The organism is Variovorax xiamenensis (genome assembly GCF_050916385.1).
Lineage (GTDB): Bacteria > Pseudomonadota > Gammaproteobacteria > Burkholderiales > Burkholderiaceae_C > Variovorax.
In genome coordinates this window covers 6237426-6252865 of sequence record NZ_CP139038.1, presented here as the reverse complement: position 1 = coordinate 6252865, position 15440 = coordinate 6237426, and the positions used below count along the sequence as shown (strand labels likewise).

Here is a 15440-nt window from a genome sequence, read left to right as displayed (position 1 = left end):
GATAAGAACGGCGAGCACCCAACGTGTCGATTCAAACCCCTGCCACGGCCCCTCACGCCGGCACCGCGCCGGTCACCGAAGACCTCGGGCCGCTGGCCTGGGTGCTGGGAGAAATCCAGAAATCCCTCGACGGTGTAGGCAAGTCGTTGCGGCGCTTCGTGCGCGAAGTGGATGCCGCGAGCGAGCCCGAGGCCGGCCCGCTGCAGATGGCCCGCCAGCAGCTGCACCAGGCCGTCGGCGCGCTCCAGATGGTGGGGCATTCCTCGCCCGCGCTGGTGCTCGGCGCCATCGAGTTCGCCGTGCAGGGCTTCATCGCCGAGCCGCAGCGCTGCACCGAAGCCGCTGTGCTCAAGATCGAGCGTGCGGGCTTCGCCGTCACCGACTTCCTCGGCGCGCTGCTGGCCGGCAAGCCGGTGTCGTCGGTTGCGCTGTTCCCGCAGTACCGCGATGTCCTGGAGCTGGTCGGCAACGAGCGCGTGCACCCGGCCGACCTCTGGAGCACCGCCTGGCGCTGGGTCGAGATCAAGCCCGCGGTCACGCAGGCGGCCGTCGCCTACGACCCGGCCGTGCGTTCGCGGCTCGACCGCGAGGTGCTGCAGCTAGTCAAGAGCGGCGACACGCAGGCCGCGCGCCGGCTGCATGCGCTGTGCCTGGGCCTCGGCCGCGGCGCGCTGCTGCCTCGCGTCGCCAGTTTCTGGACCCTGGCTGCCGGCTTCTTCGAGGCCCTGGCCGCAGGGCTGGTCCAGCCCGACGCCTACGTCAAGCGCGCCGCCTCGCGCGTGCTGCTGCAGTACGCCACGCTCGCGCGCGGCGACAGCCTCGTGTCCGACCGCCTCGGGCAGGACCTTCTCTTCTTCTGCGCGCAGGCCGTGCCCGCCGCGGGCGACGATGCCGCCACGCTGCGCACCGTGCGCAGCGCCTGGGGCATCACGGGCGAGCAGCGCGTCGACTACAACGTCGAGCAGTTCGGCCGCTACGATCCGCTGGTGCTGCAACAGGCACGCAAGCGCATCGAGACCGCCAAGGAAATGTGGTCGGCGCTCTCGGGCGGCGACATCACCCGCACCCGCCAGGTGGCCGACACCTTCGCGCAGCTGGGCGAATCGCTGCAGAAGCTGCATCCGCCGAGCCTGCCGATGGTGCAGGCCCTGACCCATGCGGTCGAGGCCTCCGTGCGTTCCGGCCAGGCGCCGGGCACCGAACTCGCGATGGAAGTCGCCACCTCGGTGCTCTACCTGGAAGCCGCACTCGAAGACCTGGACCCGAGCGATCCGCAACTCACCGCCCGCACGCTGCAACTGGCGGGCCGCATCGAGCGCGTGCGCGCCGGCGGCCACTCCGAGCCGCTCGAGCCGTGGATGGAGGACCTCTACCGCCGCGTGAGCGACCGCCAGACCATGGGCACCGTGGTCGACGAGCTGCGCAGCCACCTGAGCGAGCTCGAGAAGTCGCTCGACCAGTATTTCCGCCGCCCCGCCGAAAAGGGCCTGCTGCGCACCGTGCCGACGCAGCTCATGCAGATGCGCGGCGTGTTCTCGGTGCTCGGCCTCGACCAGGCCGCGCTCACCGTTCAGCGCATGCGCGACGACGTCGAGGCGATGCTCGTCAGCACCTCGCCGGCCGAAGAAATGGCCGGCTTCGACGCGCTGGGCAACAACCTCGGCGCGCTCGGCTTCCTGATCGACATGCTGGGCTACCAGCCCGCGCTGGCCAAGCGCCTGTTCGTGTTCGACGCAGACGCGGGCGAACTGAAGCCGCTGATGGGCCGCCAGGCCACCGACGCCACGGCCGGCGAGGGCGCCGCGCCCAGCCAGGCACCGGCCGCCCCGGTTCTCAGCATCGAGGAAGTCGACGCCCAGATCGCCTCGAAGCTCGCGGCGCTCGCCGCGCCCAAGGCCAAGCCTTCGCCGATCGAGGAATTCAGCAGCAAGGCGGACAGCTGGACCCACAAGATTTCCGGTCCGGCCGAGCTGCCCGACACCGAAGTCACCGAGCTCGAAGAAGACGACCTGCAGAACATCTTCCTCGAGGAAGCCCGCGAGGTGGTGGAGAACGGCCTGGCCGCCATCGCCGAGCTCGCCAGCTATCCGGACGACACCGAAGAACTCACGATCCTGCGTCGCGCCTTCCACACGCTCAAGGGCAGCTCGCGCATGGTCGGCCTCACCGAGTTCGGCGATGCCGCCTGGTCGCTCGAGCAGGTGCTCAACACCTGGCTGGCCGACCAACGCGCCGCCACGCCGGCGCTGCTGGAAGGCACCGAACGCACGATGAAGGACTTCGGCCAGTGGGTCGAAGCCATCGCCTCCGGCTCCGCGCAGGGCTGGCAGTCCGCGCCGTTCAGCCGCGTTGCCAACGCGCTGCTGGCCGGCGAGCCCGTGCCCCCGCCGGTGCGCGTGGCCGACGCGGAGGCCCTGGCGGTCGCCGCGCGCCACATCGCAGCCGAAGCGCCGATGTCCGCGCCCGCGCCGCTGGAGGTTCCGGTACCGGCACCTGTTGCGGCGGAACTGCCGCCCCTGCGGATGCCCGACCTGCCGGACCTGTCGCTGACGACCGATGCCCCGGCGCTCGCGCCCGCACCGGTCGCCGCCCCGGAGATCCCGCCGCTCGAAACCCTGGACTGGCAGGAGCCGGTGAAGGCCGGCACGCCCGAGGCCGACGACGATTTCACCTCGACCGACTTCATCGACTTCGAGTCGAAGCCGCAGACCGAAGAGCACGCGCCTCTGGTCCTGCCCAGCGGCGAGATGTTCGACTTCCTCGCGCCGCCGGCGAAGACGCCCGCGACCGTGGAACTCAAGCAGGAGCCCGCCGAGCCGGCCGCCCCTGCCGCGGAACCCATCACCGCCACCGTGCCGACCACCGCCGGCCTGCCCGACCTGCAATGGGAACCCGAGCCGCTGCCCGTGCAGCAGGCTGCAGCTCCCGAAGTGGTCGAGCCCGTCGAGGCAGTCGAAGTGCCGCTGCCCATGGAAGAGCCGGCCGTCGTGCCCGAGCCCGAGCAAGCCGCGGTCGAGCCTGAACCCGAACCCGCCCCGGCTGCAGCCGAGGAAACGGTCGTGCCCATCTTCGAGGCACCGGCCGTTTCCGCCGAAGCGCAGATCCTCGTCGCCGACGCGGTGCAGGCCCCCGCACCGGAGCCCCTGACGACCATCGAACCGGCCGAAGCCGCCGCGCCCGCGGTCGTTGCACAGGAGAGCGCAGAAGACCAGGTCAAGGTCATCGGCCCGCTGCGCATCGGCATCCAGCTCTACAACGTCTACCTCAATGAGGCCGACGAATGGTCCCGCCAGCTCGCCACCGACGTCGGCGAATGGGCGCTCGAATCGCATGAGCGCCTGCCCGACTCGACCGTCGCGCTGGCCCACTCGCTGGCCGGCAGCTCGGCCACGGTCGGCTTCCACAGCCTTTCCGGCATGGCCCGCCTGTTCGAAGCCGCGCTGCAGCACCTGCAGATGCAGGGCAGCGGCACGCGCGAGCAGGGCATGGTGCTCGTGGCGGCCGCCGACGAACTGCGCCGCCTTCTGCACCAGTTCGCCGTCGGCCTGCTGCGCGACCCGGCCGAAGGCACGCTGCAGGCGCTGCGCGACATCGCCAACTCGCCGATGCCGACCGAAGTCGCCATGCGCGCGGAAGCCCGGCCGCTGCAGCAGGTGGTGGCCAGCGAGCCCGTTGCCGACGTGGCGCTGGACGATTCCGAAGATGCCATCGACCTGGCCGACGCGGTCGACGTCGACCTGTTCCCCATCTTCGAGGAAGAGGCGGCCGAACTGCTGCCCCAGCTCGGCGAGGCGCTGCGCCAGTGGGCGCACCACCCCGACGACAGCGCGCCGCGTGCTTCGGTGCTGCGCACGCTGCACACGCTCAAGGGCAGCGCGCGGCTTGCAGGCGCCATGCGCCTGGGCGAGCGCGCGCACCGCATGGAGTCCGAGATCGAAGTCCTGGGCTCCCAAGGCGCCGAGCGGGCCGACATCGAAAAGCTGCTGACGCGCCTCGACGTGCTGCAGGCCACCTTCGACGCGCTGCGCGCGGCCGACGACGCCACGCAGGTCGAACTGGCCCAGATCGTGGCCGCGGCCACCTCGGCCGCACCCGTTACCGTCGCTTCGCAGGCTCCCGAAGCCGGCGTGCCGGCGAACGACGAAACCGCCGCCCCCGTGGCGAGCCTGGACGACCAGCCGGCCGTCGAGGCTGCTGCCGCCGCGCCGGCAGCGGACGCACCCGCCACGCTGCAGCCGCGCCCCGCGCCGGCCGCCCTGGTGGCACCGCTGCGCGCCGCGACCGGCCAGGCCGTGCGCATCCGCACCCAGCTGCTCGACCGCCTGGTCGCGCAGACCGGCGAGGTCATCATCACGCGTTCGCGTCTGGAGGCCGAACTGGGCCAGCTGCGCGGTTCGCTGTCCGACCTCACGGGCAACCTGGACCGCCTGCGCCAGCAGCTGCGCGACATCGAGGTGCAGGCCGAAAGCCAGATGCAGTCGCGCCTCGCGCAGGCCAAGGACTCGCAGCAGAGCTTCGACCCGCTGGAGTTCGACCGCTTCACCCGCGTGCAGGAACTCACGCGCATGATGGCCGAGTCGGTGAACGACGTGGCCACCGTGCAGCGCACCCTGCAGAAGACGGTGCAGGCGACGGAAGACGACCTCAGCGTGCAGGCGCGCCAGACGCGCGAACTGCAGCGCGGCCTGCTGCGCACGCGAATGGTGGAGTTCGAGGGCATCTCCGACCGCCTCTATCGCGTGGTGCGCCAGGCCTCGAAGGACACCGGCAAGCAGGTGCGCCTGGACATCGTCGGCGGCTCGATCGAAATGGACCGCGGCGTGCTGGACCGCATGACGCCCGCCTTCGAGCACCTGCTGCGCAACTGCGTGGCCCACGGCATCGAGGACGCGGCCGTGCGCGAGAAGGCCGGCAAGGACGCCAGCGGCCTGATCGTCATCGACCTGCACCATGAAGGCAACGACGTCTCGGTGAGCTTCCGCGACGATGGCGCCGGCCTCGACCAGAAGCGCATCGCGGAGCGTGCCCGCACCCTGGGCCTGCTCGGTGCCGACCAGGAACTGACGGCCGAAGAAGCCACCGAGCTGATCTTCAAGCCCGGCTTCTCGACGGCGGGGCAGGTTTCCGAACTGGCCGGCCGCGGCATCGGCATGGACGTGGTGCGCGCGCAGATCGCGGCGCTCGGCGGCCGCATCGAGACGCACAGCACCCAGGGCCAGGGCACCACCTTCAAGCTGGTTCTGCCGCTGACCACCGCCGTGACGCACGTGGTGATGCTGCGCGCGGGCGAGGTGTCCATCGGCGTTCCGTCGAACCTGGTGGAACTGGTCCAGCGCGTGGGCAGCACCGACCTCGAGGCGGCCTACCTGAACAACGGCCATCCCTTCGGCAGCGAGCAGGTGCCGTTCTACTGGACCGGCGCGCTGCTGCAGTCCTCGACCCGCAGCGAGCACGGGCTGGCCAAGAACAACACCATCGTGGTCGTGCGAAGCGCGGCCCAGCGCGTGGCCCTGCACGTGGACGAAGTGCTGGGCAACCAGGAAGTCGTGGTGAAGAACCTCGGCCCGCAGCTCGCGCGGCTGCCCGGCCTGGCCGGCATCTCGGTGCTGGCCTCGGGTGCGGTGGCGCTGATCTACAACCCGGTGGCGCTGGCCGCGGTGCACGGTGAACAGGCGCGCCAGCGCCAGGCCGCCGCCGCGCTCACGACGACCCAGTCGGCGCATGCCGCGACCGCCGCGGTCGAACAAGGCGCGCCGCAGGAACCCTCGCAGGCGCCGACGCCGGTGGTGCCGCAGATCCCGCTGGTGCTGGTGGTGGACGACTCCATCACCGTGCGCCGCGTCACGCAGCGTCTGCTGCAGCGCGAAGGCTATCGCGTATCGCTCGCGGCCGACGGCCTGCAGGCGCTCGAGCGCCTGCAGCAGGAGCGCCCGGCGGTGGTGCTGTCGGACATCGAGATGCCGCGCATGGACGGCTTCGACCTGGCCCGCAACATCCGCGCAGACGCCGCGCTGGCCGAGCTGCCGATCATCATGATCACCTCGCGCATCGCCGAGAAGCACCGCGACTACGCCCGCACTCTGGGCGTGAACCACTACCTCGGCAAGCCGTACTCGGAAGAGGAACTGCTGCGCCTGGTGCGTGCGTACACGAGCGAGCCGACGCTGGTGGCGGCAGCCGCCTGAGCCGGCAGATCGATCGCGCAGAAGAAAAAGGGGCCTCGCGGCCCCTTTTTCATTGTTTCTGCAGCGTCTTCGCCCGCGCCACCCCGTAGCGCTGCAGCGTCTTCTCGCGCGCCTCCGCGTGGTCGACCACCGGTTTCGGGTAGGTCTCGCCCAGCTTGATGCCGGCCGCCTCCAGTTCCACCGGCGAGGCCAGCCAGGGCGCGTGGATCGCCGCGTTCGACAGCCCCGCCAGTTGCGGCAGGTAGCGGCGGATGAACTTGCCCTCGGGGTCGAAGCGCTCGCTCTGCGTCACCGGGTTGAAGATGCGGAAGTAGGGCTGCGCGTCGCAGCCGCTGGAGCTGGCCCACTGCCAGCCGCCGTTGTTCGAGGCCAGCTCGAAGTCATTCAGGTGCAGCGCGAAGTAAGCCTCGCCGCGGCGCCAGTCCAGCCCCAGGTCCTTGCACAGGAAGCTCGCGGCCACCATGCGCAGGCGGTTGTGCATGTAGCCGCTCTGGTTGACCTGCAGCATGGCAGCGTCCACCAGCGGGTAGCCGGTGCGGCCGTTGCACCAGGCGTCGAACAGCTGGTCGGCGTGCTTGCCGTGGTGCCACTGGATCTTGTCGTACTCGGGGCGGAAGCTCTTCGATTGGCCGCCCGTGTGCACATGCGGGAAGTGCGCCAGGATCTGGAAGTAGAACTCGCGCCAGATCAGCTCGCTCAGCCAGGTCGCGGCGCCCGTGTTGCCCTGCAGCGAGAGCTGGTGCGACAGGCTGGCCATCTGCCGGATCGACACCGTGCCGAAGCGCAGGTGGATGCCCATGTAGCTGGGGCCGCGCACGGCGGGGAAGTCGCGCGCCTGGTCGTAGCGGTCGATGCGCTCGAAGAAGTCCTCGAAGAGCTGGCCGGCGCCTCGGGTGCCGGTGGGAATCTCCAGCGCCGACAGGTTGCTCTTCTCGAAGCCGACCTCGCGCAGCGCCGGCACCGGCTCGCCCCAGCCCTGGGGAGAGGGCGCCAGCGCGTCGGCGTGGTTGCGCACCGGGTACGACTTGAGGAAGAAGGAATCGAGCTTCGCCAGCCAGGCCCGCTTGTAGGGCGTGAACACCGTGTAGGGCTGGCCGGTCTTGGTCATGACCTCGTCTCGGTCGAAGACGGTCGAGTCCTTGTAGGTGTGGAAGGTCACGCCGGCATTGGCCAGCGCGCCGAAGACCTTGGCATCGCGCTCCAGCGCGTCGGGTTCGTCGTCGCGGTTGGCGAACACCGCCTGCACGCCCAGCTCCCGGGCAATCGCCGGGATCTCCTGCGCCGCCACGGCGTGCCGCACGATCAGCCCGCCGCCCAGGGCGCGCAGCTCCGCTTCGAGCTCCACCAGCGATTCGCGGATGAATTCCACCCGCCGGTCGACGGAGGGCAGGGCGTCCAGGATCGCCTTGTCGAACACGAAGACGCACAGCACCTGCCGGCAGGCACGCAGCGCCCGGTAGAGGGCGGCGTTGTCGTCCACGCGCAGGTCGCGGCGGAACCACATGAGCCCTTTGGGATAGGTCTTGTCGACGGCCAGTAAAATCGGAGGCATATGGCCGCCGATTCTGCCCCGATGAACCTCACGCATCACTTTTTGATAGCGATGCCCGGGATGGAAGACAAAACTTTCAACCGCAGCGTCGTGTACCTCTGCGAACACAGCGAGCGCGGTGCGCTCGGCCTGGTGATCAACAAGCCCAGCGACATCAACCTCAAGGTGCTGTTCGAGAAGATCGAGCTGCACCTGGCCCGCCCCGAGCTGGGCGAAGCCCCCGTCTTCCAGGGCGGCCCGGTGCAGACCGAGCGCGGCTTCGTGCTGCACGAGCCGGTCTTCACCCAGGCCGAGAAGCCCGAGGAGTCGGTCTACGCCTCGACCATGACCATCCCCGGCGGGCTCGAGATGACCACCTCCAAGGACGTGCTGGAGGCCCTGGCCACCGGCGCGGGCCCGCGCAAGGTGCTGGTCTCGCTGGGCTACGCGGCCTGGGGCGAGGGGCAGCTCGAGTCCGAGCTGGCCGAGAACAGCTGGCTCACCGTGGGCGCCGACCCGGCCGTGATCTTCGACACCCCCATCGAGCAGCGCTACGACAAGGCGCTGATGCTGCTGGGCCTGGAGGCCTGGAAGCTGTCGCCGGACGCCGGACACGCATGAGCGCAGCCGTCATGCCCGACGCCCCTGCTCCCGCCGTTTCTTCCCCCGTTCCCGTTCCCGCCCATTTCCAGAGCTTCCTGGCCTTCGATTTCGGCCTGAAGCGCACGGGCGTGGCCAGCGGCAACCGGCTGCTGCGCACCGCCACTCCCCAGCCCACTATCAAGGCCGAGGGCGACGCCCGCTTCGCACAGGTCGGGGCGCGCATCAAGGAGTGGCAGCCCGACGCGCTGGTGATCGGCGTGCCTTACCACCCCGACGGCGCCGCGCACGAGAACACCCGCCGCGCGCAGAAGTTCGCGCGCCAGCTGCGCGGCCGTTTCAATCTCCAGGTGTTCGAGGTCGACGAGCGCTACAGCACCACCGAGGCGCTGGCCTTGGGCGCGCGCGATGCCGACGCGGCTTCGGCCTGCATCATCCTGGAGCAATTCCTGAGGAGTCTCCCGTGAGTTCAATTCCCGATGCCGAAGCGCTCTACACGAAGCTGCTGGCCGGCGTGAAGCCGCTGATGCGCCCCGAAACGAAGCTGGTGGGCATCACCTCCGGCGGTGCCTGGCTGGTCGAGCGGCTCCAGAAAGACCTGGGCCTGTCCGGCGCGCCCGGCATCATCTCGTCGGCCATGCATCGCGACGACTTCTCGCGCCGCGGCCTCTCGGCCAGCGCGCAGACCGCGCTGCCCTTCGACGTGAACGGCGCCGACGTGCTGCTGCTCGACGACGTGCTCTACACCGGCCGCACCATCCGCGCGGTGCTCAACGAGCTGTTCGACTTCGGCCGCCCGGCCAGCGTGCGCCTCGCCGTGCTGGTGGATCGCGGTGGCCGCGAGCTGCCGGTGGCCGCCGACTTCGCGGCCGAGAAGCTCACCCTGCCGAATTCGCAGCTGCTCGCGCTGGCCCGCGCCGCCGACGGCGCATTCAGCCTCAAGGTGGAGGAAAGCAAGTAATGCTCTACAAGCGAAACCCCCAGCTCAACAAGAACGGCGAGCTGATCCACCTGCTGTCGATCGAGGGCCTGCCCAAGGACATCGTCACGCACATCCTCGACACGGCCGCCAACTTCACGAGCGTGAGCGACCGCGAGGTGAAGAAGGTGCCGCTCCTGCGCGGCAAGAGCGTGTTCAACCTGTTCTTCGAGAACAGCACCCGCACGCGCACCACCTTCGAGATCGCGGCCAAGCGCCTGAGCGCCGACGTCATCAACCTCGACATCGCGCGCTCCTCGGCCACCAAGGGCGAATCGCTGCTCGACACCATCGCCAACCTGAGCGCGATGGCCGCCGACCTGTTCGTGGTGCGCCACAGCGAGTCGGGCGCGCCCTACCTGATCGCGCAGCACGTCGCGCCGCACGTGCACGTGGTGAACGCCGGCGACGGCCGCCACGCGCACCCGACGCAGGGGCTGCTCGACATGTACACGATCCGCCACTACAAGAAGGACTTCTCGAACCTCACGGTCGCCATCGTCGGCGACGTGCTGCATTCGCGCGTGGCGCGCTCCGACATCCACGCGCTCACCACGCTGGGCTGCGCCGAGGTGCGCGTGGTCGGCCCGAAGACGCTGGTGCCCGGCGACATGGCCGGCATGGGCGTGCGCGTGTGCCACACGCTGGAAGAGGGCATCAAGGACTGCGACGTGGTCATCATGCTGCGCCTGCAGAACGAACGCATGAGCGGCGCGCTGCTGCCCTCGTCGCAGGAGTTCTTCAAGACCTTCGGCCTCACGCAGGAAAAGCTGCAGCTGGCCAAGCCAGACGCCATCGTGATGCACCCGGGGCCCATCAACCGTGGCGTGGAGATCGACTCCGCCGTGGTCGACGGCAAGCAGAGCGTGATCCTTCCGCAGGTCACTTTCGGCATCGCGGTGCGGATGGCAGTAATGAGCATCGTCGCAGGTAACGAAGCATAGAAATGTTGCTCGCCCCCAGTCTTCGCGCACTTCGTGTCGCTTCGCCAACCCCCTACCGGGGCAACACCAGTGGCCCGGCGAAGCCGGTTCCACGGTGTTTCCCGAAAAGGCCATGACTGTCACCGGAAGTACAGACGCATGAACATCCACATCACCAACGGCCGCGTCGTCGATCCCGCGTCGGGCACCGACAGGAAGGCCGACATCGCCGTCGCCGACGGAAAGATCGCCGGCATCGGCTCCGGCATCCCCGCCGGCTTCAAGGCCGAACGCACCATCGACGCCACGGGCTGCATCGTCGTCCCCGGCCTCGTCGACCTGGCCGCGCGGCTGCGCGAGCCCGGCTACGAGCACGAGGGCATGCTCGAAAGCGAAATGGCCGCGGCCATCGCAGGCGGCGTCACCAGCCTCGTGTGCCCGCCCGACACCGACCCGGTGCTCGACGAGCCCGGCCTGGTCGAGATGCTCAAGTTCCGCGCCGAGAAGCTGCAGGCCGCGCGCCTGTTCCCGCTGGGCGCGCTCACGCGCGGGCTTGCCGGCGGCGTGCTGACCGAGATGGCCGAACTCACCGAGGCCGGCTGCATCGGCTTCGGCCAGGCCGACGTGCCGCTGGCCGACACGCAGGTGCTGCAGCGCGCGCTGTCGTACGCCAGCACCTTCGGCTACACCGTGTGGCTGCGTCCGCAGGACCGCGACCTCGGCAAGGGTGTCGCCGCCAGCGGTCCGCTGGCCACGCGGCTGGGCCTGGCGGGCGTGCCGGTGTCGGCGGAGACGATCGCCATCTTCACCATCGTCGAGCTGATGAAGGCCACCGGCGCGCGCGTGCACCTGTGCCGCATCTCCAGCGCCCGCGGCGTGGAGCTGGTGCGCCAGGCCAAGGCGCAGGGCCTGCCGATCACCTGCGACGTCAGCATCAACTCGCTGCATCTGGCCGACACCGACATCGGCTACTTCGACAGCCGCGCCCGCCTGAACCCGCCGCTGCGCCAGCAGGGCGACCGCGACGCGCTCTCGGCCGCGCTGGCCGACGGCACCATCGACGCGCTGGTGTCCGACCACACGCCGGTCGAGGCCGACGCCAAGACGCTGCCCTTCGCCGAGAGCGAGGCTGGAGCCACCGGGCTCGAACTGCTGCTGCCGCTCGCGCTGCAGTGGGGCGAGCGCAGCGGCGCGGGCATTGCGCGCGCCATCGAGGTCGTCACCTCCGCGCCCGCGCGCCTGCTGAGCGCCGCCGACGCGGGCACCGGCATCGGCCGCCTGCAGGAAGGCGGCGTCGCCGACCTGTGCATCGCCGACCCAGGGCTCGAATGGCAGGTGCTGCCCGAGGCGCTCAGGAGCCAGGGCAAGCACACGCCGTTCGCAAGCTACCCGCTGCAGGGCCGCGCGCGCCACACGCTGGTGGCCGGCCGCATCGTCCACGGCTAGAGATGACTCTCACCCCCCAGTCTTCGCGCATTTTTCGCGCACTCTTCGCGCACTTCGTGTCGCTACGCCAACCCCCTTGCAGGGGGCAACACCAGCGGCCCGGCGGAGCCGGTTCCGCGGTGTTTTGCGACCACGCATTGACGTAGCGGGGAAGGGGCCCGTTCGATGATTCATTCGCTGAAAGCCTGCTGGCGCCTGTCGCGCGCGGTGGCGCACGCGGCCTCGGGCTGGTGGACGATCCGCTTCACCTTTCCGGAGCTCACGCAGGCCGAGCGCAACGCGCGCGTGCAGGCGTGGTCGCGGCGCATGCTCGAGCTCATGGGCATCACGCTCGTTGTGCAGGGCACGCCGCCGCCCGCGGGGCCGGTGCTGCTGATCTGCAACCACCTTTCGTGGCTCGACATCACGACCATCCACGCGGCGCGGCATGTGCGCTTCGTGTCGAAGTCGGACGTGAAGGGCTGGCCGCTGATCGGCACGCTTTCCAACGGTTCGGGCACGCTCTACATCGAGCGCGAACGCCGCCGCGACGCGCTGCGCGTGGTGCACCACATGACCGACGCGCTGCGCAACGGCGACCTGATCGGCGTGTTCCCCGAGGGCACCACCAGCGACGGCCGGGGGCTGCTGCCCTTTCATGCCAACCTGCTGCAGGCGTCCATCTCCTCGGGCGCGCCGGTGCTGCCCGCCGCGCTGCGCTTCGCCGACGCCGCCACCGGCGAGACCAGCCAGGCACCGCGCTACATCGACGACGACAACCTCGTCGTCTCGCTGTGGAACACGCTGCGCGCGCCGCCGCTGCTGGCCATCGTGCGCTTCGGCGAGCCGCAGGACCCGCACGGCCGCGACCGCCGCGAATGGGCGCACTCGCTGCATGAAGACGTGCAGCAGCTGCGTCGCGAGACGCACTGACCGGTTCTTCGGAACCATGAAAAAAGGCGCTTCACGAAGCGCCTTTTTCAATGTTGAAGGGGCCGTGGCGCCCCGTGCTCAGGGCTGCTCGCCCGTCGGCACGAAGCCCAGCCGGCGTGAGATCTCCAGCGCGCAGGCCCTCAGCGGCGCGGCCACGCGGCCGTCCCATTCGCGGTCGAAGGTGGCTTCGGGGCCCATGGCGGTGATGCCCAGCACGAGGTTGTTGGTCGAGTCGAACACCGGCGCGCAGAAGGCGTCGATGCCCGGGATCGGCTGGCCCAGCGTGCGCGACATGCCGTGCAGCCGAGTCTCGACCAGCAGCGCCTCGATCTCCGCGCGCGACAGCTCCACGGTGGAGCCGCGGCCGTCCGCCGGACGTGCGCGCGCGAGGTCCTCCAGCATCATCTTCTCGACCACCTTGGGCGGCAGGTAGGCCGCGAAGAGCCGGCCCGTCGCGGTGTAGGCCAGCGACATGACGGTGCCGGTGCGCAGGTTCACGTGCAGCGGATGGATCGGCTCCTCCAGCCGCACCACGGTCGGCCCGAAGTTGCCCCACACGGCCACCGCGATGCTCTGCTCGGTCTCGGAGGCGAGTTGCTCGATGAGGGGCGACGCCTCCTTGATCGGGTCGAGCCGCTGCAGCTTGGCCAGCCCCAGCTGCAGCGCCAGCGGGCCCAGCTCGTAGCGGCCCGCACTGTCCTGCACGACGAAACCGACCTTCAGAAAGCTGACGAGATAGGGGTGCGCCTTGCCGACGGGAACGCCCGCGGCCTTGCCCAGGTCGCGAAGCGCCATGGGCGCTACATGGCGCCCGAGCGCCACCAGCAGTTGCGTTCCGATTTCGACGGACTGAATGCCACGTCTTGGCTTTTCCATGGGGCGCCCGGCGTGGGGAGTGAGGGTGGGGGCGAGTATAGCCATCGGGGTTTCTACTGATATGGTCGTATTCAATCGATGATGATTGATCATCTGATAGTAACGAAGAGACTTGACCATATCAATATCGCTGCCTAAACTGCGGCGCAACTTTGGTCTTACACAAACTCGCGAACAGACAGAGACATGGAACAGAACACTTTTGAATGCGACGTGCTCGTCGTCGGCAGCGGCGCATCGGGCATGGCCACCGCGGTCACCGCGGCATCGCAGGGGCTGAAGGTGCTGGTGGTCGAGAAGGAGCCGCGCTTCGGCGGCACCACCGCGCGCTCGGGCGGCTGGCTGTGGATTCCGGGCACGCGCCTGGCCACGGAGCAGGGCATCCACGAGCCCGAGGGCGCCGCGCTCGAATACATGAAGCACGAGGCCACGACGCACTTCGACGCCGCGCGCGTCGGTGCCTTCCTCGACATGGGCCCCAAGGCCATCGACTTCTTCACGCGCAACACCTGCGTGCAGTTCGACATGCCGGCCGTCTTCCCCGACTACCACGCCGAAGCGCCCGGCGGCCAGCAGGGCGGCCGCTCGATGGTCACGCGCCCGTTCGACGGCCGTGAGCTCGGCAAGCGCATCAAGCAGCTGGCGCCGCCGCTGCCCGAGCTCACCGTGTTCGGGATGATGTTGGGCTCGGGCCCCGAGATCAAACACTTCATGCGGGCCTTCAAGTCTCCGACCTCGTTCTGGTACGTGACCAAGCGCCTGAGCCGCCACTTCCTCGACGTGCTGCGCCACGGCCGCGGCATGACGCTGACCAACGGCAACGCGCTGGCCGGCCGCCTGGCCAAGGCCGCGATGGACAAGAACATTCCGGTGTGGCTTTCCTCGCCGGTGAAGAAGCTGGTGGTCGAGTACGACGGCGTCTCCGGGGCCGTGGTGCAGCACGAGGGCCAGAACGTGCGCGTGGTCGCGAAGCGTGGCGTGGTGCTGGCCTGCGGCGGCTTTCCCTACGACGTGGAACGCCGCAAGCAGCTCTTCCCGCACGCGCCCACTGGCAAGGAGCACTACTCGCCTTCGCCTTCCACCAACACCGGCGACGGCCTGCGACTGGCCGAGGCCGTGGGTGGCCGCGTCGACGGCACCATTCCGCATGCCGCGGCCTGGGTGCCGGCGTCGGTCACCACGCGCCCCGACGGCAGCAAGGGCGTGATGCCGCACTTCATCGACCGCGCCAAGCCCGGCGTGATCGCGGTCACCACCAAGGGCCGCCGCTTCACCAACGAAGGCAACTCGTACCACGACTTCGTGCAGGCGATGGTCAAGGCCTGCGAGGGCGAGCCCGAGGTCACGGCCTGGCTGCTGTGCGACCACAAGGCGCTGCGCGACTACGGCCTGGGCTGCGTCGCTCCCGCGCCGCTGCCCATCGGGCGGCATCTGAAGAGCGGCTACCTCAAGCGCGGCGCCAGCGTCGGCGAACTGGCCAAGGAGCTGGGCATCGCGCCGGCCACGCTCGAGGCCACCGTGCAGGAGTTCAACAAGGGCGCGCGCACCGGCGACGACCCCGCCTTCGGCAAGGGCAGCAAGGCCTACAACCGCTACCAGGGCGACGCCAACATCATGCCGAACCCGTGCGTGGCGCCGCTGGAGAACGGCCCGTACTACGCCATCAAGCTGGTGATCGGCGACATCGGCACCTTCGCCGGCCTCGTCACCGACGAGAAGACGCGCGTGCTCGACGCCAACCGCCAGCCGATCAAGGGCCTCTACGCGGTAGGCAACGACGCGGCCAGCGTCATGGGCGGCAACTACCCCGGCGCCGGCATCACCCTCGGCCCGGCGCTCACCTTCGGCTACGTCGCCGGGCTGCAGGTCGCGCAGGCCGAAGCCAAGGCCGGCGCGCAGCTGAAGGTGGAGCAGCGCGAGGCCGTGCCCGTCAGCCGCACCGCCTGAGCTTCATACATACATAGATAGACAGAAAGAAGGAGACACCG

The 15440-nt window shown here is 69.7% G+C and carries 10 protein-coding genes; 8 read left to right on the top strand and 2 right to left on the bottom strand.

The genetic code is table 11. From position 1 onward, the window contains the following. Positions 1–23: 23 nt before the first annotated feature. Positions 24–6185: an Hpt domain-containing protein gene (locus SFB74_RS28645; protein ID WP_432727807.1), complete on the top strand. Its 6162-nt coding sequence runs from the start codon at positions 24–26 to the stop codon at positions 6183–6185. 49 nt (positions 6186–6234) lie between these two features. Here SFB74_RS28645 and SFB74_RS28640 read toward each other — a convergent pair whose 3' ends face one another. Further along, positions 6235–7737, bottom strand: a complete 1503-nt coding sequence (locus tag SFB74_RS28640) for a cryptochrome/photolyase family protein (protein ID WP_432727806.1) — start codon at positions 7735–7737, stop codon at positions 6235–6237. Here SFB74_RS28640 and SFB74_RS28635 point away from each other — a divergent pair, their 5' ends adjacent. From SFB74_RS28635 to SFB74_RS28610, 6 genes are all read left to right on the top strand, one after another. Continuing rightward, complete coding sequence (locus SFB74_RS28635) at positions 7738–8337, top strand: YqgE/AlgH family protein (protein ID WP_093205621.1); 600 nt, start codon at positions 7738–7740, stop codon at positions 8335–8337. It begins immediately after the preceding gene. Between the two features lie 11 nt (positions 8338–8348). Beyond that, entirely contained in the window at positions 8349–8783 is a 435-nt protein-coding gene (gene ruvX / locus SFB74_RS28630; protein WP_432732013.1) for a Holliday junction resolvase RuvX, read from the top strand. After that, positions 8780–9277: a bifunctional pyr operon transcriptional regulator/uracil phosphoribosyltransferase PyrR gene (gene pyrR, locus SFB74_RS28625; protein WP_432727805.1), complete on the top strand. Its 498-nt coding sequence runs from the start codon at positions 8780–8782 to the stop codon at positions 9275–9277. The genes ruvX and pyrR overlap by 4 nt, the downstream gene beginning before the upstream one ends. Next, entirely contained in the window at positions 9277–10239 is a 963-nt protein-coding gene (locus tag SFB74_RS28620; protein ID WP_019656265.1) for an aspartate carbamoyltransferase catalytic subunit, read from the top strand. The genes pyrR and SFB74_RS28620 overlap by 1 nt, the downstream gene beginning before the upstream one ends. Positions 10240–10377: 138 nt before the next feature. Then, on the top strand, positions 10378–11664 hold the full coding sequence (locus SFB74_RS28615; protein ID WP_432727804.1) for a dihydroorotase: 1287 nt from the start codon (positions 10378–10380) through the stop codon (positions 11662–11664). 165 nt (positions 11665–11829) lie between these two features. Further along, positions 11830–12576: a lysophospholipid acyltransferase family protein gene (locus tag SFB74_RS28610; RefSeq protein ID WP_432727803.1), complete on the top strand. Its 747-nt coding sequence runs from the start codon at positions 11830–11832 to the stop codon at positions 12574–12576. 78 nt (positions 12577–12654) lie between these two features. Here SFB74_RS28610 and SFB74_RS28605 read toward each other — a convergent pair whose 3' ends face one another. Then, a complete protein-coding gene (locus tag SFB74_RS28605; RefSeq protein ID WP_093205606.1) occupies positions 12655–13452 on the bottom strand; it encodes an IclR family transcriptional regulator in 798 nt (265 codons plus the stop codon). Between the two features lie 186 nt (positions 13453–13638). Between SFB74_RS28605 and SFB74_RS28600 the strand changes: the two genes are divergently transcribed. Beyond that, positions 13639–15399 carry an FAD-dependent oxidoreductase gene (locus tag SFB74_RS28600; protein WP_432727802.1) on the top strand — a complete coding sequence of 587 codons (1761 nt, stop codon included), beginning with the start codon at positions 13639–13641 and terminating at the stop codon, positions 15397–15399. Positions 15400–15440 lie beyond the last annotated feature (41 nt).

Excerpts from the sequence above, each read along its gene's own strand:
- SFB74_RS28640 (WP_432727806.1), bottom strand. The coding sequence starts at position 7,737 with ATGCCTCCGATTTTACTGGCCGTCGACAAGACCTATCCCAAAGGGCTC.
- SFB74_RS28635 (WP_093205621.1), top strand. The coding sequence starts at position 7,738 with ATGGCCGCCGATTCTGCCCCGATGAACCTCACGCATCACTTTTTGATA.
- ruvX (WP_432732013.1), top strand. The coding sequence starts at position 8,349 with ATGCCCGACGCCCCTGCTCCCGCCGTTTCTTCCCCCGTTCCCGTTCCC.
- SFB74_RS28620 (WP_019656265.1), top strand. The coding sequence starts at position 9,277 with ATGCTCTACAAGCGAAACCCCCAGCTCAACAAGAACGGCGAGCTGATC.
- SFB74_RS28615 (WP_432727804.1), top strand. The coding sequence starts at position 10,378 with ATGAACATCCACATCACCAACGGCCGCGTCGTCGATCCCGCGTCGGGC.
- SFB74_RS28610 (WP_432727803.1), top strand. The coding sequence starts at position 11,830 with ATGATTCATTCGCTGAAAGCCTGCTGGCGCCTGTCGCGCGCGGTGGCG.
- SFB74_RS28605 (WP_093205606.1), bottom strand. The coding sequence starts at position 13,452 with ATGGAAAAGCCAAGACGTGGCATTCAGTCCGTCGAAATCGGAACGCAA.
- SFB74_RS28600 (WP_432727802.1), top strand. The coding sequence starts at position 13,639 with ATGGAACAGAACACTTTTGAATGCGACGTGCTCGTCGTCGGCAGCGGC.